This is a genomic window from Anthropogastromicrobium aceti, from assembly GCF_020687335.1.
Taxonomy (GTDB): Bacteria; Bacillota; Clostridia; order Lachnospirales; family Lachnospiraceae; genus Anthropogastromicrobium; species Anthropogastromicrobium aceti.
The window spans coordinates 24313-47312 of sequence record NZ_JAJEQN010000024.1 but is presented as its reverse complement, the minus strand read 5'-3'; the positions used below and the strand labels follow the sequence as shown (position 1 = coordinate 47312).

Below are 23000 nucleotides of genomic sequence, written 5' to 3'. Positions count from 1 at the left end.
TGTCGTCTGGTTTAGGCAGCAGCAAAGAGAAACGGAGAAAAACATGGATCAAATTAATATATTAGTAACAGATGACGAGAGAGAAATTGCTGATCTTCTTGAAATCTATCTTGTCAGCGATGGATATCGTGTCTGGAAGGCATACAGTGCAAAAGAAGGTCTTGAGATTTTACAGGAGCATGATATTCAGCTGGCTATTTTAGACATTATGATGCCGGAGATGGACGGCATCGAGATGTGCAGACAGATTAGGAAATTCAGCAACATTCCTGTTATCTTTTTAAGTGCTAAGTCAGCAGATCTTGATAAAATTCTTGGACTTGGCTGCGGAGCAGATGACTACGTGACAAAGCCGTTTAGCCCATTAGAGCTTACTGCAAGAGTCAAGTCACAGCTTCGCCGTTATACGGAATTTAATCCAGATGGCGTACAAAAAAAGGACGCAAGTGAAGTCATTTCAATACGAGGTGTTGTGATTAATCGCACAACTCATGTTGTTACTGTAGATGGTGAGGAAATTAAGCTGACACCGCTTGAATTTGATATTCTTTGTCTGTTGGCACAAAACCCAGGCAAGGTATTCAGTACAGACGAAATCTTTAAAAACGTCTGGAATGAAACTGTTTACGAGGCAAATAATACTGTTATGGTACATATCCGCCGTCTTCGTACAAAAATCAAGGATGATAATCGTGAGGATAAGATCATAACAACCGTATGGGGAGTTGGATACAAAATTGACCAGTAAAAATAAAGTGAAATATAGAGGCAGTCTGCTGCTTAACACTGTGTTAAGTGCAGCTGCCGCGCTGGCGGCTGAGGTCGCACTTTTGCTAAACAGCAAGCTGGCCGACGTGATTTTGTGTCAGTTCGGTTTTCAGGGGAGCGTCGCCAGTTTGTCAGGTGAGTATAACGCGCCCCTGATTTTTGTTTATCTGCTGATTGGCATATGTGTGTTTGCTTTTGTGTTTGGTATGCTTCAGCATCGAACACTCAAATATACAAGAAAGATTTCAGCATCTCTTCAGGAGATTTCAGAAGGACATTTTAATACGCGTATTCCAGTGCGAGGCGATAATGAGCTGTCAGATATTGCAATGCAGGTCAATCACATGGCAGAGGAGATCGAGCAGCTTCTTGAAAAAGAAAAGCAGGCAGAGGAGACAAAAAATGAGCTGATAACTAATATTGCACATGATTTGCGTACACCGCTCACATCAATTTTAGGATATCTTGATATTCTTTCCATGAGAAAGGATCTCCCAGAAGAGACGCGTCAGAATTACATCAGGATTGCTCATGACAAGGCAAAACATTTGCAGCAGATGATAGAAGATTTGTTTGGATTTACTAAGCTTAGCTACAGTAAGCAGACTACAAATATGCAGCCAATTGATATAATCACACTTTTAGCGCAGCTTCTTGATGAATTTTATCCGGTATTTGAGAATAACGAGATGGATTACGAGTACCATCCCGATGCATCAAATTTTGTAATTCAGGGTGACGCTACGCTTCTTGTGCGTCTTTTTGACAACTTGATTAACAATGCAATCAAGTATGGAAAAGAGGGAAAGCTTCTGATTGTAAAGACGAGAACACAAAAAGAAGCAATCACAGTAGATATCATTAACTTTGGAAAGGTAATTCCGCAAAAGGATTTAGACCGCGTATTTGAAAAGTTTTACCGTGCTGAAAGTTCAAGAAATTCCGCTACAGGAGGAACAGGTCTTGGTCTTGCGATTGCAGCAAATGTGGCGCGTATACACGGAGGTTCAATTGCGGCAAAAAGCAGCCTTGAGGGAACTGTTTTTAGTGTGATGCTGCCAAGCACACATGAAGAAAATATCGAGGACGACAATCACGCTAAGCAGGAGGTGTCAGATGAGAGCTAAAACTACCCATCGCACTGCAGTCACAGTACTGTTTTTTACAATTATCCTATGCCTGCTTACAGCAGGTGGCTGTAAAAATGCTTCAAAACGCGCGTACCGCGCCTATTCAGGAACAGTCAGTGTCAGTCTTGGTCTTGGAAGAGAAGGGATTCTTGTGGAAGAACATCCTTTTCCAGTTACGGTGCATGTTGATGGAGATTATGCAAAAGAGGGCAAAACATGTGTTCTTACAGTGCCGACAAATGCAAGTGATTACTATGCGTACCGAAAGCCATTGTCAGAGGAAAGTGAACAGACGATCTCGTTTATTGTCCCTGCAGCGAAATACAGCAGTCAGATTACAATTGAACTTCTTGATAGTTATGAGCGTGTCATTTACAGCAGAACATGTACCTATCAGGCATATGATGAATGGCAGAATATGCTTTTAGCAGGCCATATGGGAAAACAGACAGATACCGTATCATGGCCAGAGCAAATTAAAAGAAATGATCTTGGAACAGCAGTTTCAGTACGAACTGTCACACTCACAGAAGACAATTTGTATACCGAAAAAGAGGGCTATGGTATGCTCGATTTTTTATCGGTTGATGTTGCTTATTTTGAAGAACTAAGCAGTGATGTGAAAAATGCATTGTTAGATTGGGTAAAAGAGGGCGGTACGATTGTATTTGAGGGAAGCGGCGGATGGACAGCACTCCAGAAAATGAATATAAACGGATTTGGCAGCTCCAAAACTTTTAGTGCAGGCAGTAACCAAAAGCTACTTTACAGAAGTCTTGGAGATGGAAGTGTATGGTTTCTTGGAAAAACACTCAGCCAGACTGTGTCACGTCTTACAGATGAAAGAAAGTCGCAGTTTATTCTAATCTTGAGCAAAGGAGCAAGCGGAAGCTACTCAGAAGATTTTAGCTCTCTTAGTGTTTATGAAAATTCATCGCTGCTTTACAGACTCAGGACACATAAATCATCTGCTGAGACACCAAAGGTATGGATATATGTAGCCATTTTAATTTTATATCTAGTAGTTGGCATTCCTGGAATTTATCTTTTGATGCGCAAGAAAAAAAGGATACGCTGGTTTCGCCCGCTTGTCTGTCTGCTTGCTGCATGCTTTTCCATTTTGATATTCATAGTAGGAACAAGCACACGTTATTCACGGCCATTTATTCGAAGCCTCACTGTATTATCTGATGAGAACAGCAGAGAAAATGAGAATAGTGAAACAATCTATACAAGCATTCAGGCACCGTTTAACAGCAGCTATGAGGTAAGCATTAATCCAGCATACCATGTTACATCACTTATGGAAGAGTATTATTGGGGAAGCGGCACACAAAACGGAACTGTCAATGCAAAGCGTGTCGTGTCGTTTGATTTTTCTAAAGAGCAGACACTTTTGTCTTTGGAAAACCTGACAGCCTTTTCCTCACGCTGTTTTGCACTTGGAAATAATATTTCAGGTATCGGAACTATTACAGGCACAGTTGAAGAAAATGCGTCAGGAGTTTTTGGAACACTTGTAAATAATACTGAATACGAACTTATATCGGCTGTAGTAAATACAGGAAATGAGCTTGCACTGATCGAGCACTGGAAGCCGGGGGAGACAATTGATTTGGAGACAGAACAGCAAAATGGACGTGTTCATATGATGACAAAAGATCAGTTTTCAGATGGTGCATACAAAAACCGCTGTCAGTGGATTGGAAAGCTAGCAGATTATTATGAATACTATTTGTATACAAAAAAAGAGCAGTTATATGTTATGGCGCAAATTGATTATATGCCTGCTATACAGCAGTATACAGATTATCCGGTAGAAAATGATACCATTATTTGTTTGTCTGTCACACAGAACTGACGGATGTAACATGATAACTATTAGATAGGAGGCATGTATGCTGTCTGTAAATCAGCTTAAATTTAAGGTAAAAAATAAGACTTTGATCGACGAGCTTACGCTAAACGTTACGCCGGGCAGCTTTTATGCGCTTCTTGGCAGAAAAGGGTCAGGTAAGACAACACTTCTTCGTCTTTGTTCTGGTCTTTTAGAGCCGCAAAGCGGAAATATTTACATTAATGGGATGGATGTGTCAAAACGAGAAAATAAGAAAAATATTCTTCGTATTCTGGGCTATATGGGATCGCAGGATGGTTATTTTCCGCGTCTTCAGGTAATGGAGTATCTCGAAGTGTATGCACATGCGCAGGGACTTTATGGTCTTGCAGCGAGAGAGCGCTGCATGGAGGTGCTTCAGATGGGGCACCTTGAGCGAAGAGCAGAGCAGCTTGTGGAGGAGCAGTCTGCTAGTGTCAGAAGAGAACTTTCCTTTTTGCGGGCGATTATTCATCGTCCGCGCCTGCTGCTTCTTGATGATCCATTTAATGGGATGGAGAGTGCACAAAAGCTTGCGATGGAGGAATTGTTTGCTATTCTTGCAGAGGATGAGGTAACTGTCTTAATGGCATCGCAGTCACTTCCAGATGCAGCGCATCTTTGCGGTGAGATCGGTATTATTGAGAAGGGACGCATTATAAGTGAAGGAAATCTGTCAGATATTCTTCGTCAGGCAAGAAGCGAGGCACTTTTATATCTTCGTGTCTGTGAAGCGCCTGAGGCAGCTGTTGCCATTTTGCGAAAGGAAGCGCTTGTGCGCACGATTTCAAGAGATGGTAATTTTATCGTTATGCATTTTGCTGGAGGCATCAAAGATGAAGCTGCACTTTTAAAAAAACTTATAGAAAGCAATGTCAAGGTATACTCATTTAGCCGTGGGCAGAGCAGTCTGGAAAATCTGTTAGAGCGTGAAATTTCAGGCGGAAAGGGGAGAAGATGAGCAAATTTCATAATCCAATATATGAAAAGGATCGTTGGGCAGCAAACCGCAGCAAGGCATTTCTAATTGCTGTTCTTTCTGTTAACAGTGTGATTGCTGTTATAGCAATAGTTGTATTCATGAACATGGTAAGTTACATGAAGACGAGCAGTGAAAATGATTATGCCGCACTGCTTCAGTTATATCTTACGCTTGCGATGGCAGAATGTTTGATGATCGTTTTTATCGCCCCGGCACTTGCAGGAACTGGCATCAGTCAGGAGCGCGAAAATGGAAATCTGGAGCTGTTTTTATCGACGGGTGTTTCGCCATGGCAGGTGATTTTAGGAAAGCTTGTTTCTTGCATGAATATGATGTTTGTGCTTATTGTGACATCACTTCCAGTTTTTTCACTTGTATTTGTGTACGGTGGTGTTCAGATGCGCGATCTTATTGCAATGATCAGCGTGCTTCTTGTTGTTGCACTTGAGATTTGTTCGCTCTCCATTCTATGCTCAGCAGGTGCAAATCGTTCAGTCTACGCGGCGCTTTCTGCCTACGCTTCAAATCTGATTTTGATCGGTGGAACATTATTTGTTCATCTTGCACCGAGCCTTTTGTACAGCTCATCAGTCTATGGAGATCAGTTGGGAAGTCCTGTATCCTGGTATCATTATCTGCTTCTTACTAATCCAGTTGTCACATTTTATGGTGTATTAAATTACCAGGCGGGAAGCCGCAGTGCAATTTTTGATATGATTAATTACATGGGAAATTATAAACAAAACTGGATTACGCAGCATTGGCTGCCCGTAAGTTTATTAGTACAGGCAGCCATCGTAGCATTTGAGTTATTATATGCCGTTCATATCTTATACAGTAAGCGAAAAGGCAACTATCGCGAAATCCGATTAAGATAAGAATCAGAAATACTTCTGAGCTGGTCAATTGTTTCTTTTAATATTGAAACAACTAAGTCCAGCTCTTTTTTTGTTGTGTTTCGTCCAAGTGTCAGACGAAGCGAAGCATGTGCAAGCTCATCAGGCAATCCGATTGCAGTCAGTACATGGGACGGCTCCGCAGATGAAGAGGCACAAGCAGAGCCAGATGATGCACAGATACCTTGCGCGTCAAGCATCATAAGAAGGGAGCTGCCCTCGACATATTCGAATGAAAAGTTTGCATTGCCGGGAAGACGATTTTGGTGACTGCCATTTAACTGACAAAATGGAATTTCATGCAGTACTCGTTGAATCAGATAATTGCGAAGGGCAATTTCGTGACGCATTGTGGCGCGCATCTGATTGAATGCGATTTTTGCTGCCACGCCAAAGCCTGCAATTGCCGGTACATTTTCTGTGCCTCCGCGAATGCCACTTTCCTGCCCTCCGCCAAATATAAGTGGTGTCAGTGTAACGCCATCGCGGATATACAAAAGACCGATGCCCTTTGGTCCATAAATTTTATGTGCACTGGCACTTAAAAGATCAACTCCAAGACGTTTTACGTCAATAGGAATTTGTCCGTATGCCTGAACAGCATCAGTGTGAAAAAGACAGCCCTCACAGCCGTTTGTATGAGCAATATAAGCTAAATCAGAAATTGGCTGTATCGTACCAATTTCATTATTTGCCATCATAATTGACACAAGAATCGTATCAGGGCGCATGGCCTTTAGAAGATTTTCAGGGTGAATGAAGCCGGCTGCATCAGGCATCAGATAAGTGACATCAAAGCCTTCATCTTCAAGGAAGGCGGTTGCATGCAAAATTGCATGATGTTCAATAGCAGAGACGATGATGTGATTTCCTTTACAGCGAAGCAGCCGTGCGCAACCAATAAGTGCCCAGCTGTCAGATTCAGAGCCGCCGGAAGTAAAGAATATGCGCTTTGGATCAGCATGGATCAGGGCGGCAGTATGTGCACGCGCGTCCAAAACGGCGCGTCGTGGTTCATCGGAAAAATCATACAGCGAAGAGGGATTTCCCCATTCACTTTTCATATAAGAGATCATAGTGTCGCAGACCTCTGGTAGAGGTGGGGTCGTTGCGGCATGATCAAGATAGATTTGGTTCATAAAAAAGGATCCTTTCTTTATGGAAGTTGCTGCCTTCTATTTTATCTTATGAAAAAACAACTGTAAAGTACCGGGATTGCGAAAAAAGGCAGTTGTCATATTCGTTTATTCGCGGTATAATTAAAAACAACTGTGTGCAGCTGTTATGAAAAAAATTTGCTGCCGCAATTTCATTTACTAAAAGGAGGCAATTATGGAATTAATTACAGTCCGCGAAATTTTTGCGCAGCCGGACGCGTATATGGATAAGGAAGTAACAGTAGGAGGATGGATTCGCAGTATCCGTGATTCCAAGACATTTGGATTTATCGTACTCAGCGATGGAACTAGCTTTGAGCCAATTCAGGTAGTATATCATGATACAATGGAGAATTTTGCAGAGATCTCAAAGTGCAATGTAGGTACAGCCCTGATTGTAAAGGGAACATTAGTTGCTACACCGCAGGCAAAGCAGCCATTCGAGATTCAGGCAGTGACTGTTACAGTTGAGGGTGCATCTACACCAGACTATCCGTTACAGAAGAAGCGTCACAGCATGGAATATCTGCGTACCATTTCCCATCTGCGTCCGCGTACAAACACCTTCCAGGCAGTTTTCCGTGTTCGTTCTTTGATCGCATTTGCTATTCATCAGTTCTTCCAGGAGAAGGGCTTTGTATATGTGCACACTCCATTGATCACTGGAAGTGACTGCGAGGGTGCAGGCGAGATGTTTCAGGTAACAACTATGGATTTAAACAACATCCCGAAGACAGAGGATGGAAAGGTTGACTACTCACAGGACTTCTTTGGAAAGCCAACTAACCTGACTGTAAGTGGACAGTTAAACGGTGAGACATATGCAATGGCATTTAGAAACATCTACACCTTTGGACCGACATTCCGTGCAGAAAACTCAAACACTACACGTCATGCAGCAGAGTTCTGGATGATCGAGCCTGAGATGGCATTTGCTGATTTAAATGATGATATGAAGTTAGCAGAGGAAATGTTAAAGTATGTAATTCGCTATGTATTAGAGAAGGCACCAAAGGAGATGGAGTTCTTCAATTCCTTCATCGACAAGGGATTATTAGATCGCTTAAATCACGTATTAAACTCTGAGTTTGGTCATGTCACCTACACAGAGGCAATCGAGATTTTAGAGAAGCACAATGATAAGTTTGATTATAAGGTAAGCTGGGGCTGTGATTTACAGACAGAGCATGAGCGTTATCTGACAGAGGAGATCTTCAAGCGTCCTGTATTTGTAACTGATTATCCGAAGGAAATCAAGGCATTCTACATGAAGCAAAATGAAGATGGAAAGACAGTTGCCGCAATGGACTGCCTCGTACCAGGTATCGGAGAAATCATCGGAGGAAGCCAGAGAGAGGACGACTATACAAAGCTGACAGAGCGTATGAAAGAACTTGGCTTAAACGAAGAAGATTATGGCTTCTATCTGGATTTAAGAAAGTACGGAAGTGCACGTCATGCAGGCTTTGGTCTGGGATTTGAGCGCTGCGTTATGTACCTGACAGGAATGGGCAACATCCGCGACGTAATCCCATTCCCAAGAACTGTAAATAACTGTGATATCTAATGTATATTTATAACAAGGACAACCTTGCTGGGCAGATGAGTATAGTTTATGGTGGCAACATCGTAATCTGAATTAGCGGTGAGACGACAAAACAATCGTCGAACCGCCTTCGTCGAACTTGCGGGTTGCATAAAACAAGAGAGGAGACCAAATGCGCTTTATACACATAGCAGACTTGCATCTGGGCAGCAGCCCTGAAGCAGAATTTCTCTGGGGAAAGAACCGTGCAGAAGAAATTTGGGACTCATTTGCTGCAGTGATAGATGCGTGTAATGAAAAGGAGATCGACCTGTTATTAATCGCAGGAGATCTCTTTGATCGACCTCCCGTCTGGGCAGATCTTGACCGGGCAGCAAAGCTGTTTGCCAGACTGACCGCCACAGAAGTTGTCATGATTGCCGGTGCATCTGACTATATCACAGAAGATAGTCCGTGGAAGACATATCCGTGGCAGTCATGGGTACATATGCTGTCTGATAAGCATTGCATGAATGTGCAGCTGGGAAACATAAATACATCTGTTCATGGATGCAGCTACTATGCTCCGACAGAAGGCAAGCCGTATCTGGAGGATGCAAGACCAGATAAAGAAAGTGAATATCAGATTTTGCTTGGCTATACAGGTGATGATAATCATATGCCGGCAGACCTTTCAGAGTTGTCTGAAAAAGGCTTTGACTATATTGCACTTGGCTACGAGCACAAGGCAAGCGTTATGCAAAGTATGCACATGGCTTATGCCGGATCACTTGAGCCTCTTAGCGTACAGGAAACAGGCAAACATGGATTTATTCTCGGAGAGATTAATGAGGATAGTACAACGATTAGGTTCGTACCGTTTGCCTGCCGCGAATACATCAATATTAAGGTGCGCCTGTCAAGTGATATTACAGAGGATGAGCTGGAAGAAAAGCTGACAGTTGCAATCAATCAGTATGGAAGAGATAACATCTTCACGATTAGTCTTGAAGGACGTTATCAGCCAAAAGAGCCATATGACAGAGCACGTCTTCTTGCGCTTGGCAATGTGGCAGATGTAAAGGATGGCACAATGCCAGACTATAATCTGGTGGCACTTTTAGATGAGCATAAGGATGATATGATCGGTATGTATCTGGAAGAGTTTTTAAAAGAACCGGCAGGAACGCGTGAGCAAAAAGCACTTTACTGCGGCTTGGAGGCACTTTTAAATGCCGTACAGAAGACACAGTAACAGACAGGGAAGTGGGGTAGCAAGTGAATATTCTAAAGCTGGAATTGACACATTTTGGAAAATTCCATTTAAAAACAATTACATTTACGTCCGGCCTGAATATTGTGTATGGCAAAAATGAGGCTGGAAAATCCACGATTCATGCATTTGTGCGCAGTATGCTGTTTGGCATCCCGGATACAGAGGAGGGAAATGAGCGTTACAGTCATTATCTTCCATGGGAGACACCGCATGATTTTTGTGGAAGAATGTGGATTAAAAAAGATGATAAAGTATACAGAATCGAGCGAAACTTTTTAAGACCGCAGCCAACGGTTCGTGTATTTGATGATGAGACAGGCGAGTCGCTTCAGCCGGCAAAGCAGCATTTAAGACAGATTTTGAGCGGTCTCACTGAGACAAGCTATCTTAATACTATCTGTATTGAGCAGCTAAAGAGTGCTACAGATCCTCAGCTTGCAAAGGAACTTGAGGATATGGCAGTCAATGCCAGTCGGAGCAAAAATCTGAACATCGACGTCAAGCAGGCAAAACAGGAGCTGTTATTAAAAAAGCAGAGTCTGCAGTCACAGATCGTAAATGATGTGGACAGCGTTCATCAAAAGAATCAAAAGATGGCAGATGAGTCAGGCAAGCGTCTGAGTCGCCTTCAGCGTTCACGTTATATTAGAGAAAAGCAAAGCAGTGATTTACAGACAAAAATCGAGACTGAGCGCCGTCAGGCAGAGGAAGAACTGATGGCATATGAGCGCGAGCGAAATGAGCTTCGCCGCCGCTATGAATCAGACAAAAAGGCAAGTGAAAATGCAGCTAATGCCAATATGACGGCAGCAGGCGGACATGGATGGCTTATATGGTTAGTGCTTGCTGTTCTTGCTGGTGCATTTTCCATCTATCGCTACAGCAGTGTCGGTATGACAAACAGAGGCGATTTCTGGATGATTACAATCGGGGCATGCGCAGCATTTGTATGTATTGTTTCCATGTTTTTATGTGCATGGAAGAGTAAGGACAACAAAAAGAATGCGTTTGCGGCCCAGAAGATATCAAAAGAACTAAAAGAAAAGCTTGAACAAAGCTTAAAAGAATTTGAGGAATGTAAAACAAAGATGCCGACGGATGCTGCCGACCGCTGCAAGCCACTTGAAGAGCAGTATGAAAAGGCACAGCGAGAGCTTTCTTATCTTGTGCATGAGCAAAAAGAAGAAGAAAAGATTTTGCTGTCACTTGAAGAAAACGATCAGAAGCTAAAGGGTGCTGCCGCAGAAAATGCCAGACTTGCAGAAGAAATTGAATCTGTCAATATGGCACTTAAGACAATGGATCACGTATCAGAACGTATCCGTGCCACCTTTGGAAATCTGTTAAACAGTGAGGCTTCTAAAATTTTGTTTGATATTACAGACGGAAAGTATGAGAAGGTTGTTATTGGACAGGATATGAAGGTGAGAGTGTATGCAGATGAGCGGGAGATTCAGTTAGAAAGTGTAAGCCGAGGAACAATCGAGCAGATTTACTTAAGCATCCGTGTTGCAGCTGCAAAGCTTTTGTGGCAGGACGAACCGATGCCATTTTTGTTTGATGATGTATTTGCGTACTATGATGATGAGCGCCTTGCCGCAGCAATCGATATGCTCAAAAAGTGCGGTCATCAGGTAATCATATTTAGCTGTCATTCAAGAGAAGACAGCTTATTAAGATAAGAGAACAAGAAGACAGGAGTGTATAAGCCGCAGATGCAGCAGGCAGGCGGCGGAATGAGAGGGAAACATGATTAGTGCAAATGGAGTAACATTACGTCTGGGCAAACGCGCCCTTTTCGAAGATGTAAATATCAAATTTACAGAAGGAAACTGTTATGGAATTATCGGTGCAAACGGTGCCGGAAAATCAACATTTTTAAAGATTTTGTCTGGTCAGCTTGAGCCGACAAATGGAAGCATCACAATGACACCGGGACAGCGTCTTTCCGTATTGGAGCAGGATCACTTTAAGTATGATGACTGTGTAGTACTAGATACTGTTATGATGGGAAATGCCCGTCTTTTTGAAATCATGAAGGAAAAGGATGCTATCTATGCAAAAGAGGATTTCTCTGATGAAGATGGTATTCGTGCAAGTGAGCTGGAGGCAGAATTTGCACAGATGAATGGATGGGAGGCAGATTCTGATGCTGCATCTTTGTTAAATGGTCTTGGTATTGAAACTGATCTTCATTATAAGAAGATGGGTGAGCTTGATGGTCCAGACAAGGTAAAGGTTCTTCTTGCAAGAGCTTTGTTTGGAAATCCAGATATTCTATTAATGGACGAGCCGACCAACCATTTGGACTTAGCAGCAATCGACTGGTTAGAGGAGTTTTTGATCAACTTTGAAAACACTGTCATTGTCGTTTCCCATGACCGTTATTTCTTAAATAAGGTATGTACACAGATCGCTGATATTGACTATGCAAAGATTCAGCTGTATTCTGGTAACTATGATTTCTGGTATGAGTCTTCTCAGCTTATGATTAAGCAGATGAAGGAAGCAAACCGCAAGAAGGAAGAAAAGATTAAGGAGTTACAGGAGTTCATCCAGCGTTTCTCCGCAAATGCATCTAAGAGTAAGCAGGCAACATCACGTAAGAGAGCACTTGAGAAGATCCAGCTTGACGATATGCGTCCATCTTCCAGAAAGTATCCATACATCGACTTTAGACCAGACCGTACTATCGGAAATGAGGTTCTGACAGTCGAGAATTTAAGTAAGACAATCGATGGTGTAAAGGTGCTTGACAATATCAGCTTTACACTGCGTCACGACGATAAGGTTGCATTTGTTGGTTCAAACGAGCTGGCAAAGACAACATTATTCCAGATCTTAATGGGTGAGATGGAGCCAGATTCAGGAAGCTTCAAGTGGGGTGTAACAACATCTCAGGCATACTTCCCGAAGGATAACTCCGCTGAGTTTGACAGCGATCTTGTGATCTATGACTGGCTGCAGCAGTACTCCCCTGTAAAGGATATCACTTATGTAAGAGGTTTCCTTGGACGTATGCTTTTTGCTGGTGATGACGGTGCGAAGAAGGTTCGCGTTTTATCAGGAGGAGAGAAGGTTCGCTGTATGCTCTCCAAGATGATGATTTCTGGTGCAAACGTATTAGTATTTGATGAGCCAACAAACCACTTAGACATGGAGTCTATCACAGCATTAAATAACGGTATGATGAAGTTCCCAGGTGTAATTTTGTTCTCCTCAAGAGACCATCAGATCGTTCAGACAACTGCAAACCGTATTATCGAGCTGCTTCCAGGCGGATTTATCGATAAGATTACCACATACGATGAGTATCTGGCAAGTGATGAGATGGCAATGAAGCGTCAGGTTTACACTGCAAATCTCGAGGATGATGTAGAACCGGATGGCGAAGAATAATCTTGTTACTAAAGAGAAAGGCGGTGAAGCATGAGTGCATTTGCATTAAAAATTATTGCAATGGTCACAATGTTTATCGATCATCTCTTTGCCTCCTGTATCGATCCATATGGTGTTGATGTATGGAACATTTCAAGGCATATCGTGCCAGGAACTGGAACTACACTTTACTGGATTGGCAGAATGATCGGACGCATTGCTTTTCCTATATTCTGCTTCCAGATAGTGGAGGGAGTGCGGTACACAAAAAACTGGAAGCGCTACATGGCGCGTCTGGCACTGCTTGCCTTAATTTCTGAGATTCCATTTGATCTGGCATTAAAAAATTTTCAGATTGATATGTCTTCACAAAATGTATTTCTTACGCTGCTGTTTGGCATGATGATTGTTACATTTATGAAGGTAGTTGATCAAGACTGGAAATATCTGGTGTGGCCAGTCCTTGTATTTGGATACGGTTACATGGCAAAATTCATCTTTCATACTGACTATGACTGGAGCGGAGTTGTGTGCATCGCTGTCATGGGTCTTATGAATGAGCCATGGGAGAAGGTTTTTAGGCCATACACACCGGCAGTCTCTCAGATGATTCACGTAGTATTTGCGGCACTTGGAATATTTGTACTTTATTATAAGAACAGCTTTGAAATATATGGATTTTTTGCACTGCTTCCAATCGCCCTTTATAATGGAAGAAAAGGCTATTCAAGCAAAAAGGTACAATATGCATTTTATTTTTTCTATCCTGTGCATCTGATAGTGCTGTTTGTGATCGCGTATACATTCAGGTAAGGAATAAAAAATAAACAAAGGTGGAAAAACGAATGAAAAGAATTGAAGATTATGTAATCAGTATTCCGGATTTTCCGGAGCCAGGTATCATTTTCCGTGACATAACTGGAATCCTTCGTGATGCTGACGGATTAAAGCTGTCCATAGACAAGATTCAGGAAATGTTAGAGGGTGTTGAGTTTGATGCAGTACTTGGCTTAGAGTCAAGAGGCTTTATCTTTGGTATGCCGATTGCCTACAATTTGCATAAAGCATTTATCCCAGTAAGAAAAAAGGGAAAGCTGCCAAGAGAGACTGTTTCTGCAAAGTACGATCTTGAATACGGCACAGCGGAGATTGAGATTCATAAGGAAGATCTTCGTCCAGGCATGAAAGTTGTCATCATCGACGATTTGATTGCAACAGGCGGAACAGTAGAGGCAGCTGTAAAGTTAGCAGAGAGCCTTGGTGCAGAAGTTGTAAAGATTGCATTTGTCATGGAGCTGGCTGGATTAAAGGGAAGAGAGCGCCTGGCAGGTTATGATGTAGAGTCCGTTATCACATACGAAGGAAAGTAAGGTAAAAACGATGCCAAGACAAGTAGATCTTGATATGATAGAATTGATCGACAATAAGCTGACAGTAGACGAATATCTAAAGCTTCGTGCGCTTGTCGGCTGGAAGAAATTATCACGTGAGCAGGCACAGAAGGCACTCGATAATAGTCTTCTTGTTGTCGGCGCCTATCTGGCAGGACAGCCAATTGGCATGGGACGTCTGGTAGGAGATGGTGCAGTCATCTGCTACGTGCAGGATCTTGTCATTCCGCCGCAGGCGCAAGGGTACGGAATCGGATCGCTTATTCTTTCAAGACTGACTAGGTACGTCGAAAGTCTTCGCCTTCCAGGTACAGAGATGATGTTTGATCTTATGTGTGCAAAAGGACGAGAGCGCTTCTACGAAGCACACGGCTTTTTGGCGCGCCCAACAGAAAAGTTAGGACCAGGAATGATCCAATATTTGAACGATAACAGGGGGTAAGACCCGAATGGTCGTAGAATTGCGAGAGCTGCGTAGCAGCGGAGCAATTCGTAGTTATCGTAAGATTAATAATATGTAATAGAATTTTCACTGCGGCTTCATTCTTGCGCGATATTGCGTAGGAGTGAGGCCGTATTCCTGTTTAAAGACCTTCATAAAGTTCTCTGAACAGCTGTAGCCAAGCTGCTCAGCAATAAGATTTACTGGTGTGTCCGCATATAAAAGGTAACTGACTGCCTTTTGCATGCGGATCTTTTTTTGCAGCTGTTTAAAGGTGAAGCCAGTATTCTCCAGAACAAAGTGAGAGCAGTAGGAAAGAGAATAGTTAAGCTGATCTGCCAGTCCGGCCAGTGACGCGCATGTGTAGTTTTGCAGCAGATAGCGTGCAATGACAGCCATATGAGTCTTCTTAGAAAAATCATGTGATCCAAGAATCGTCATCTCACCGTTTCGCATTAATTTATAAAAAAGCGTAAGCAGCAGATGAAAAAGCATTTTTTCACTGTAAAGATCAGCTTTCTGACATTCCTGTGTCATTGCATCAAGCAGTACCCAAGTATCAGGTTCTGCGCTGTCAGTATGGCTGATCAAGCAGTCAGTGCTTTCCTTAGCAAAGACAGACTGCAGAAAAAATTCGCAGAAAATATTGTTATCAAAAGAAAGCAGCTGCTCAAGAACATCAGGTGCGATCAGAAGCTGATACCAGATGCAGTCTTGATTTGGATGAACAAGATGAGCTGTGTCAGGCGGCAAAAAGGCAAAGGAGCCAGCGGGCAGAAAAAAAGAATGCCCCCCCAACTCAACAAGACAGCGTCCAGTTTTTATACAATTAAGCTCAAAAAAGGTATGATTGTGGCGGCCTTCTGCAGCAGAAGGATTCTTGATGATAGTGATCTGATGGTGGGCAGGAAATAAGATATCACAAGAATACATATGAACACCTCACAAATTTTTCTAATTTATCGTACAAAAGAGACAAAAAGCAAAAATAAGAAAACGATTGCGTTTCACATATTGTACTACAAAACAAAGAAGAAAACAAGTAAAATAATAAAAAATACCAGTATATACCTCAAAAAACACCAGTGCAAATTTAGATAGTCAGTATTATAATAAAAATAACATAAAGTTGTCTTTGAAAAAAAATAATATAACATAATATATCATTATTTTTTTAAGAAAAAGCGAAAACGTTACCGCAGACAACAGACAGAAAGGGGAAGAAAATGAATCAAAAAAAAGCAAAACAGCGCCAGGCTTATGATTATCTCTATTATGTAATTCGCGCTGCCGTTCTGCTGTCGGTTGTCTTTTTATTTATACCGAGTTTGAACCCAGCAAGAATTAGTGAAATGATCAATAAGAATCTGTCACTCTTTACGTCAGGTATTTCATATAGTACGTTGACAAATGGTTTTGGCCGTGCATTTAAGAAGGGATGGGTATCACAAGAAAGCTTCATGCTTGACTGTGCAGGCGCAATCGTTATGTGTGTCGGCATTGCATCAGGCGTAGCAGCAGCCTGTATGTCACTAGGAAATATACGCTTAAAGAAGCTTGGAAATATTTTTTCTTTGATAAGCGGTGTGGTGATGACAGCTGGTATCGTGATGATTTCTACTGCATACAAACAGATAAGCGCCAGTGAAAAGGTTGATAAAATCGAGCCTATGCTGCCAAAGAGCGTCACAATTATGACCGCATTTGCAGTCATTTTAATTGTTTCGTCTGTTGTAGCCATACTTCTTCTTAAAAAGCAAAAGAGCGAAAAGAAGTTTGAAATGGAGACAAAGTATGCTCTATTTTTGATGCTTATGCCATTTTTAGCACTTGTTGCAGTATTTTCATATTTGCCGCTTTGGGGCTAGAGATATGCATTCTTTGACTACAAAGCCGGCGATTCTCTGAGCATGGCAAACTTTGTTGGATTTAAGTGGTTCACAGAGCTTTTGAAAAATCCGGCAACGGTAAAGGATATTGGAAATGTAATGAAAAATACGCTTGGTATGAGCGGAATCGGAATTTTAACAAGCTGGATGCCAATGGCATTTGCAATATTCCTTTGTGAGATTAAAAACCTTAAGTTTAGACGTTTTGTTCAGACATTTACTACTGTTCCGAATTTTATCAGCTGGGTATTAGTATACTCAATTGCAACATGTATCTTCTCGACAGATGGATTTTTAAGCAGTATTCTTGTTAATCTTGGAATATGGAGTGAAGGACATAATCTTCTTATGAACGGCTCACATACATGGCTTAAGATGTGGCTTTGGGGAACCTGGAAGGGAATCGGATGGAGCGCAATCATCTACATAGCCGGTATCTCAGGTATTGACCAGCAGCTCTATGAGGCAGCAACAGTTGACGGCGCAGGACGCTTCCAGCGTATGTGGCACATCACCGTGCCAGGTCTTATTCCGACCTTTTGTGTATTGCTTTTGATGTCCATTGCAAACGTATTAAGCAATGGCATGGATCAGTATCTTGTATTCAAGAATGCGACGAATGCGACATCTATACGTGTTTTGGATCTGTATGTGTATGAGCTTGGTATTGGACAGGGTTCCATACCGCTGACCACCGTTGTCAGTATGCTCAAATCGGTTATCAGTGTTACGCTTTTGTTTTTAGCAAATGGTGCGTCTAAGCTGATCCGTGGTGAGAGTATCGTATAAGGAGGGGACAATGGCAAAGACAGCACAGGAAAAGGCCGATTTAAAGGCCGAGAAATTATATGAAAAAACACATAAAAATAGATACCGCACTAGTGTGGGAGATCAAATTTTTAATGTAATCAATTATGTTGTATACACGTTGTTTACGATTATATGTATCTTTCCATTCTACTATCTGTTTATCAATACGATCAGCGACAACGATCTTGTTGTAAAAGGACTGATCAATTTTATTCCAAGAGGCATTCATTTTGGAAATTATGCGGCACTTTTAAATGTAAGTGATTTGATGAGCTCCTTTATCGTATCAGTCACCAGAACTGTGTTTGGTACGGCGCTTATGGTTGCCGCATCAGCCTTCATAGGTTATCTTGTAACACAGCAGGAGATGTGGGGACGAAAAGTTTGGTACCGTTTTATCGTAATCACGATGTATTTCAATGCCGGATTAATTCCTTGGTTTTTGAATATGCAGATGCTTGGTCTGACAAATACCTACTGGGCTTACATAATCCCAGGTATTGTGGCACCATACAATATTATTCTTGTAAAAACCTACATCGAATCTATTCCGAACGAGCTTGAGGAAAGCGCAAAGATTGATGGCGCTTCTCATATCCGTATATTTGCACAGATTATATGGCCGCTCAGCAAGCCAATTTTAGCGACCATTGCGATCTTCGGTGCAGTTGGAAACTGGAACTCATTCACTGATTCTTTGATATTGATGTCATCAAAGCCAGAGCTTTACACACTACAGCATCGTCTCTATATTTATTTAAATCAGGCATCTAATTTAAGTGCATTGATGCAGTCAGGCGGTTCTGTCAGTGATTCAGCAGTAAAGTCAGCACTCAGCGGCAAGGTAATCAAGTACACAATCTCCATGGTAACGGTTATTCCGATTCTTGTTGTATATCCGTTCATGCAGCGTTACTTTGAAAAGGGAATTATGCTGGGAGCTGTCAAGGGATAATAAATGATGTTAACCGCAAGAGCGCGGAGCATATAAAAATTAGGAGGAAGAAAAATATGAAATTGAGAAAAGCGAGTGCACTGTTTATGGCGGCAGCTATGTCCGCATCAATGTTTGTTGTTCCTGCAGCAGCAGATGAGACTGAGGATCCTGCAAAGGCTATTCCGGAGGACGTGATTCCGGATGAGACTGTTACACTGAATGTATTTGACCAGCTGGCAAACTATTCAGGTGAGCAGATCGGTTGGTTTGGACAAGTTATGTTAGAAAAGTTTAATGTAAAATTAAATATCATTCCTGACAGTGATGGAACTTATGAGACACGTATGGAGTCAGGCGATCTTGGCGACCTTGTAATCTGGGGAAATGATGGTGATGAATATCTGCAGGCAGTAGATAAGGGTATGCTCTTTGACTGGAACGAGGATGATATTCTCAGTGAATATGGTCCATATATTGCAGAGCATATGCAGCCGGCACTTGAGAAGAATACAAAGATTTCCGGCGGAACAACATATGGAATCGGATTTGATATCGCAACAGATGCTAATCAGCGTCAGGATATCATGTATGAGTGGGATCTTCGCTGGGATCTTTATAAAGAGCTTGGCTATCCAGAAATTAAGAATCTTGATGACATGGTAGATGTTCTTGCACAGATGAAGGAACTTTGTCCGACAGATGATAATGGAAAGACCACCTACGGCGTATCATTATTTGCAGACTGGGATGGCGATATGGTTATGTTTGTAAAGTCAACTGCATCTGCATATTTTGGCTATGATGAGTTTGGAATTGGTCTTTATGATTCTGATAAGCAGGAGTATCATCCATGCTTAGAGGAGAATGGACCATACCTGACAGCACTGAAATTCTATAACACTCTGTACCAGAAGGGACTTTTAGATCCAGATTCCCAGACACAGGGATATGATGGCATGGTAGAGGATTATCAGAATGGTACTGCATTCTTAAACGTATTTAACTTCCTTGGATCTTCTCTGTATAATAGCGAAGCACATACAGCAGAGGGCAAGATGATGGCTCCGTGTCCGCCGTCAGAAGCAGAGCCAATCGCTTATGGCCAGAATATTTATGGCGGAAACAGACCGTGGACCATCGGTGCAAATACTGAGTATCCAGAGCTTTGTATGGCAATCATCAACTGGCTTGCAACACCAGAAGGACGTATGACACTTGAGTATGGTCCAAAGGATGTATGTTGGTATTATGATGAGGATGGAAATACATGCTTTACTGATCTTGGAAAGACTGCAAAGCTTGATGGAAAGACAGAAATGTCTGATGGTTACAGCGGTACCTTCGAAGATGGAAACTTCAAGATCAACAATACAACATGGGCACTTGATACAACAAATCTTGATTCAAAGGTTGGCGAGACTTATAACTACAAGAGATGGTCAAGCTTTAACTCTGCAGCAGGTTCTGAGATTGAGCAGGATTGGAGAGATCACAATAACTGCGAACTGTTTGATGATTACTTCAAGAATGTAAATCTTCACATTGCACCTGGTACCATGTATTCTGCAGGCGTAAGATCTGATGAGCTTCAGCTTGTATGGACACAGGTAACAACATGTATCAAAGAAGGTTCCTGGAAGGCAATCTACGCTTCCTCTGATGAAGAATTTGACAAGATCGTAGCTGATATGGTTGCACAGGCAAACGAGTATGGCTATGATCAGTGTGTAGAGTTCCAGCAGAACGAGGTAACACTTCGTGCAGCAGCAGAAGATGCAGCAAGAGCAGGAGAAGTTGTTGAGTAAAACAAAATAAAAATCATTTTTATTAAAAAGGGGGTCTGGCCATTTGGTCAGACCTCTTTTGGCAGATTAATTTAATTCTCCCATTCTTGTAATTCCTACATAGATATAACTAATCTTGTACCAGGTAGCAAAGTCTACCACGCCTGTTTGTGGCAGCCCGAAAATATTCTGAAAGGCACGAACTGCCTCCGCAGTCGCCTCATCATAGTAGCCAGTTGGCGTGAGGGGCGGAATAGTCGTGTAGACTTTCGAGATTTCAAGCAGTTGCTCCTGAAGCTGCTGAACTTTTGGACCAGAGCTGCCTACCGTCAGATCATAGCGCGGCCATGATGCCGGAATACCTGCGATCTGCTGTGCAGTATTAATATAGAGATCATCGCCATAATAATAACGAAGAATTTCGATAGGTGAATAACCCTGCTCGCCAAGCGATGCCGATCCCCACTGGCTCATCCAGTTAGGGCATGAAACACGCTTTCCGTCGCAGTACTGAGTTAAAATGGGCTGTCGCACATCAGGACGTGACAGATACTGGTCAAAAATCTCATCAACGATAATTGAAATAGAATCAAAGATATTGCGTCCATAAATCCACTTGTGGTCGTAGGCAGTTGATGATGTTATTGTAAAATCATAGCCCTGATTGCGGTACCATTCTGTATACACACGGTTGAGCGTGAAAGACATGATTGCCAGGATATTTGACACAAGAGCACTTTCAGGCCATGTTGCATAAATTTCACTGGAAGCTACATTTTTAATATAATCCCTGTAAGGCACGTAGTAATCTGGTGCCGTGCGGTCAGATGGTGTGCCGTCATGGACAACAATAGTTTCAGGAATAACGACACGGCTTAATACAACCTCACCTGACTCATAGGAGGGCTTCACCTCAGCCTCAGGATTTTTAGGGGGATAGGTGCCATAAAGTGTATGCTCAGGAATCTCAATTAAATTATTTAAACTAGATCCAATAGGGCGAAGACGTGCCATCTGGATAGCAGTCTGGTCAGGAAGCACCTCAGTACCGCGAATGGTAAGAGGTTCAAAGCCAGGCGCATTGATTGTGAGAATCAGTGCAGAGTAAGGACGTGGTTCATCAGGCTTTAGGCTGTAGTCAATAGGTGGTGTTGCGACAGATAAATCAGGTGTCTGACCGACAGAATTTGTTGAAAGCTCCTCCAAAATCGTGTCAGGGTCAGATTCGTCAGCGATGGAAACGCTGGCACCATCAATAGGATAATTATTTTGCGCAGAAAGAACAGTAGTCAAAAGAAAGCCGCTGTCAGGCGTGTCAGAAGAAAACGAGCGAAGAAGACTCATAAATTTAGAAATCCTTTCACATCAGCGTAAATCCCTATTAGTATATGCATAATTCTTCACAGGCATGAAAAAAGCCACGGGAAACCCCGCGGCTTTATATAACTTTATCCCTCAATCGGAACAATCTTACAGCAGTTAGGTGTATCAACATTAAGCGGACGGCCATTCATAACAAGAAGACCCTTCTCGTAATCAACAGTAAAGAAAGTAATTGAGTTAGAATTCTTGTTAATACTTGCAACATGCTTATTATCAGGGAAGACAGAAATGTGCTTCGGGAAATCACCGCTGATTGGAAGAACGCATTTCATATAAAGAAGGCCGTTCTCCGGATCACGCTCATACAGTGCAAAGCTGTTGTCTCCAGCATTAGAGCAAAACAGATACTTATCATCGCTTGTAAACTGCATTGCACATGCAGCAGACTGCTCGTCATATTTCTTTGGCAGTGTGGATACAAGCTGCTTAAACTGAAACTCAGGCTCATTTGGATGAGGAAGATAATTATAGACTGTTACATAATTTTTCAGCTCAGAGATCATGTACATATGACGGTCATCTTTTGAGAAGAGCATACGAAGCGGTGCAGAATTTAATTCACAGTGAATGATATCGGCAAGTGTAAGATGACCATTAGAGTGATCAAAACGATATGCCTTAATGTTATCAAGACCAGTATCTACCATGCAGAGGAACTTTTCATCCGGAGTAAACTGAACGCATGTGACATGTGGGCGGAAATTACGCTCACCGATTGTACCAGTACCGTGATCAAAGATTTCAGATGCAATGCTTCCAACAGAACCATCCTCATTGATATTAAGAATAGTCATCTTACCATCGTGATAACCAGCAGTAACTAAAAACTTTCCAGCCTTATCAACAGTCAGATAACAGGTACGCATACCGCGGATAGAAGCAGTATTTAAATATTCAAGATCACCATCAGGAAGGATCTTAAATGCGGCAACACCCTCATCAACAACAGAATACAAATATTTGTTATTGCGAGAAGCAACAAGATAAGAAGAATTGTTGACAGAAACTTCCTTTCGCTTTGTAAAGATGCCCTTTTCTACATCTACGTCCATAATGCTGATGCCTTTGCTGGAACCATAATAGGTGTAAGAGCCTACATATGCAACATATTTTTGTGCCATAAAAGTAAACCTCCTAGTTATATAAATGCCGCTGCATCTGCCTGATTTACACTCAAAAACGGCTGCAGACAGATTCATTCAAATCATGTGGCAGAGTCTGCTAAACTGCCCTATCTAAGCATACCACATTTTGGGAAAATATTCAAATAAAATTACTTGACAACATAAAAAAAATAGGTATAATTGTCTATTGTGAGTTTAGCAAAACTAAACCTGAGGTTTAATAATAGAATTGCAGAAATAATACAAAACATT

The 23000-nt window shown here is 42.0% G+C and carries 20 protein-coding genes; 16 read left to right on the top strand and 4 right to left on the bottom strand.

Translation table 11 applies throughout. The features are described from left to right. Nucleotides 1-43 precede the first annotated feature (43 nt). The 5 genes from LKD48_RS10115 to LKD48_RS10095 are packed head-to-tail and all read left to right on the top strand — an operon-like array spanning nt 44 to nt 5634. Nucleotides 44-748, top strand: coding sequence for a response regulator transcription factor (locus tag LKD48_RS10115; RefSeq protein ID WP_308731949.1), 705 nt, complete (start codon nt 44-46; stop codon nt 746-748). After that, nucleotides 738-1895: a HAMP domain-containing sensor histidine kinase gene (locus LKD48_RS10110; protein ID WP_308731948.1), complete on the top strand. Its 1158-nt coding sequence runs from the start codon at nt 738-740 to the stop codon at nt 1893-1895. The genes LKD48_RS10115 and LKD48_RS10110 overlap by 11 nt, the downstream gene beginning before the upstream one ends. Continuing rightward, the gene (locus tag LKD48_RS10105) at nt 1885-3759 is read left to right on the top strand and encodes a DUF8725 domain-containing protein (RefSeq protein WP_308731947.1); all 1875 of its coding nucleotides are present in this window, start codon (nt 1885-1887) and stop codon (nt 3757-3759) included. Before LKD48_RS10110 ends, LKD48_RS10105 begins: the two co-directional genes overlap by 11 nt. A gap of 37 nt (nt 3760-3796) precedes the next feature. Next, nucleotides 3797-4735 carry an ABC transporter ATP-binding protein gene (locus LKD48_RS10100; RefSeq protein WP_308731946.1) on the top strand — a complete coding sequence of 313 codons (939 nt, stop codon included), beginning with the start codon at nt 3797-3799 and terminating at the stop codon, nt 4733-4735. Further along, nucleotides 4732-5634 carry an ABC transporter permease gene (locus LKD48_RS10095; protein WP_308731945.1) on the top strand — a complete coding sequence of 301 codons (903 nt, stop codon included), beginning with the start codon at nt 4732-4734 and terminating at the stop codon, nt 5632-5634. Before LKD48_RS10100 ends, LKD48_RS10095 begins: the two co-directional genes overlap by 4 nt. On the opposite strand, the gene LKD48_RS10090 is transcribed toward LKD48_RS10095, so the two are convergent. Continuing rightward, nucleotides 5610-6791, bottom strand: a complete 1182-nt coding sequence (locus LKD48_RS10090; protein WP_308731944.1) for a cysteine desulfurase family protein — start codon at nt 6789-6791, stop codon at nt 5610-5612. The two genes, LKD48_RS10095 and LKD48_RS10090, sit on opposite strands and share 25 nt — an antisense overlap. Before the next feature lie 193 nt (nt 6792-6984). On the opposite strand from LKD48_RS10090, the gene asnS reads away from it, so the two are divergent. The 7 genes from asnS to LKD48_RS10055 all read left to right on the top strand — a co-directional run bounded on the left by asnS (nt 6985) and on the right by LKD48_RS10055 (nt 14821). Further along, nucleotides 6985-8376 (top strand): asparagine--tRNA ligase, encoded by a 1392-nt coding sequence (gene asnS, locus LKD48_RS10085; RefSeq protein ID WP_118614035.1) that lies wholly within the window; start codon nt 6985-6987, stop codon nt 8374-8376. A 151-nt stretch (nt 8377-8527) separates the two neighbouring features. Beyond that, the gene (locus LKD48_RS10080) at nt 8528-9589 is read left to right on the top strand and encodes a metallophosphoesterase family protein (RefSeq protein ID WP_308731943.1); all 1062 of its coding nucleotides are present in this window, start codon (nt 8528-8530) and stop codon (nt 9587-9589) included. 23 nt (nt 9590-9612) lie between these two features. Further along, on the top strand, nt 9613-11292 hold the full coding sequence (locus LKD48_RS10075; RefSeq protein WP_308731942.1) for an ATP-binding protein: 1680 nt from the start codon (nt 9613-9615) through the stop codon (nt 11290-11292). 67 nt (nt 11293-11359) lie between these two features. Continuing rightward, nucleotides 11360-13009: an ABC-F family ATP-binding cassette domain-containing protein gene (locus LKD48_RS10070; protein WP_066562780.1), complete on the top strand. Its 1650-nt coding sequence runs from the start codon at nt 11360-11362 to the stop codon at nt 13007-13009. Nucleotides 13010-13039: 30 nt separating this feature from the next. Further along, entirely contained in the window at nt 13040-13801 is a 762-nt protein-coding gene (locus LKD48_RS10065) for a TraX family protein (protein ID WP_118614045.1), read from the top strand. Nucleotides 13802-13833: 32 nt separating this feature from the next. Then, nucleotides 13834-14358, top strand: a complete 525-nt coding sequence (locus LKD48_RS10060) for an adenine phosphoribosyltransferase (protein WP_066562777.1) — start codon at nt 13834-13836, stop codon at nt 14356-14358. A 10-nt stretch (nt 14359-14368) separates the two neighbouring features. Then, entirely contained in the window at nt 14369-14821 is a 453-nt protein-coding gene (locus LKD48_RS10055) for a GNAT family N-acetyltransferase (protein WP_308731941.1), read from the top strand. 87 nt (nt 14822-14908) lie between these two features. Here LKD48_RS10055 and LKD48_RS10050 read toward each other — a convergent pair whose 3' ends face one another. Then, entirely contained in the window at nt 14909-15754 is an 846-nt protein-coding gene (locus tag LKD48_RS10050) for an AraC family transcriptional regulator (RefSeq protein WP_308731940.1), read from the bottom strand. Nucleotides 15755-16047: 293 nt separating this feature from the next. Between LKD48_RS10050 and LKD48_RS10045 the strand changes: the two genes are divergently transcribed. The 4 genes from LKD48_RS10045 to LKD48_RS10030 are packed head-to-tail and all read left to right on the top strand — an operon-like array spanning nt 16048 to nt 20262. Beyond that, nucleotides 16048-16689: a hypothetical protein gene (locus LKD48_RS10045; RefSeq protein ID WP_308731939.1), complete on the top strand. Its 642-nt coding sequence runs from the start codon at nt 16048-16050 to the stop codon at nt 16687-16689. Nucleotides 16690-16731: 42 nt separating this feature from the next. Then, the gene (locus tag LKD48_RS10040; protein ID WP_308731938.1) at nt 16732-17499 is read left to right on the top strand and encodes an ABC transporter permease subunit; all 768 of its coding nucleotides are present in this window, start codon (nt 16732-16734) and stop codon (nt 17497-17499) included. Between the two features lie 10 nt (nt 17500-17509). Next, nucleotides 17510-18475 (top strand): carbohydrate ABC transporter permease, encoded by a 966-nt coding sequence (locus LKD48_RS10035; RefSeq protein WP_308731937.1) that lies wholly within the window; start codon nt 17510-17512, stop codon nt 18473-18475. Between the two features lie 56 nt (nt 18476-18531). Then, the gene (locus tag LKD48_RS10030) at nt 18532-20262 is read left to right on the top strand and encodes an extracellular solute-binding protein (RefSeq protein ID WP_308731936.1); all 1731 of its coding nucleotides are present in this window, start codon (nt 18532-18534) and stop codon (nt 20260-20262) included. Nucleotides 20263-20328: 66 nt separating this feature from the next. On the opposite strand, the gene LKD48_RS10025 is transcribed toward LKD48_RS10030, so the two are convergent. Both LKD48_RS10025 and LKD48_RS10020 read right to left on the bottom strand, forming a co-directional pair. Beyond that, entirely contained in the window at nt 20329-21585 is a 1257-nt protein-coding gene (locus LKD48_RS10025; RefSeq protein WP_308731935.1) for a peptidoglycan-binding protein, read from the bottom strand. 104 nt (nt 21586-21689) lie between these two features. Next, nucleotides 21690-22745: a lactonase family protein gene (locus tag LKD48_RS10020; RefSeq protein WP_066562766.1), complete on the bottom strand. Its 1056-nt coding sequence runs from the start codon at nt 22743-22745 to the stop codon at nt 21690-21692. Between the last annotated feature and the right edge of the window lie 255 nt (nt 22746-23000).

Bases quoted from the DNA above. Each gene is read 5' to 3' on its own strand.
- LKD48_RS10060 (WP_066562777.1), top strand. From the start codon at position 13,834: ATGAAAAGAATTGAAGATTATGTAATCAGTATTCCGGATTTTCCGGAG.
- asnS (WP_118614035.1), top strand. From the start codon at position 6,985: ATGGAATTAATTACAGTCCGCGAAATTTTTGCGCAGCCGGACGCGTAT.
- LKD48_RS10030 (WP_308731936.1), top strand. From the start codon at position 18,532: ATGAAATTGAGAAAAGCGAGTGCACTGTTTATGGCGGCAGCTATGTCC.
- LKD48_RS10080 (WP_308731943.1), top strand. From the start codon at position 8,528: ATGCGCTTTATACACATAGCAGACTTGCATCTGGGCAGCAGCCCTGAA.
- LKD48_RS10100 (WP_308731946.1), top strand. From the start codon at position 3,797: ATGCTGTCTGTAAATCAGCTTAAATTTAAGGTAAAAAATAAGACTTTG.
- LKD48_RS10045 (WP_308731939.1), top strand. From the start codon at position 16,048: ATGAATCAAAAAAAAGCAAAACAGCGCCAGGCTTATGATTATCTCTAT.
- LKD48_RS10090 (WP_308731944.1), bottom strand. From the start codon at position 6,791: ATGAACCAAATCTATCTTGATCATGCCGCAACGACCCCACCTCTACCA.
- LKD48_RS10095 (WP_308731945.1), top strand. From the start codon at position 4,732: ATGAGCAAATTTCATAATCCAATATATGAAAAGGATCGTTGGGCAGCA.
- LKD48_RS10115 (WP_308731949.1), top strand. From the start codon at position 44: ATGGATCAAATTAATATATTAGTAACAGATGACGAGAGAGAAATTGCT.
- LKD48_RS10065 (WP_118614045.1), top strand. From the start codon at position 13,040: ATGAGTGCATTTGCATTAAAAATTATTGCAATGGTCACAATGTTTATC.
- LKD48_RS10105 (WP_308731947.1), top strand. From the start codon at position 1,885: ATGAGAGCTAAAACTACCCATCGCACTGCAGTCACAGTACTGTTTTTT.
- LKD48_RS10025 (WP_308731935.1), bottom strand. From the start codon at position 21,585: ATGAGTCTTCTTCGCTCGTTTTCTTCTGACACGCCTGACAGCGGCTTT.
- LKD48_RS10055 (WP_308731941.1), top strand. From the start codon at position 14,369: ATGCCAAGACAAGTAGATCTTGATATGATAGAATTGATCGACAATAAG.
- LKD48_RS10050 (WP_308731940.1), bottom strand. From the start codon at position 15,754: ATGTATTCTTGTGATATCTTATTTCCTGCCCACCATCAGATCACTATC.
- LKD48_RS10070 (WP_066562780.1), top strand. From the start codon at position 11,360: ATGATTAGTGCAAATGGAGTAACATTACGTCTGGGCAAACGCGCCCTT.
- LKD48_RS10040 (WP_308731938.1), top strand. From the start codon at position 16,732: ATGGCAAACTTTGTTGGATTTAAGTGGTTCACAGAGCTTTTGAAAAAT.
- LKD48_RS10020 (WP_066562766.1), bottom strand. From the start codon at position 22,745: ATGGCACAAAAATATGTTGCATATGTAGGCTCTTACACCTATTATGGT.
- LKD48_RS10035 (WP_308731937.1), top strand. From the start codon at position 17,510: ATGGCAAAGACAGCACAGGAAAAGGCCGATTTAAAGGCCGAGAAATTA.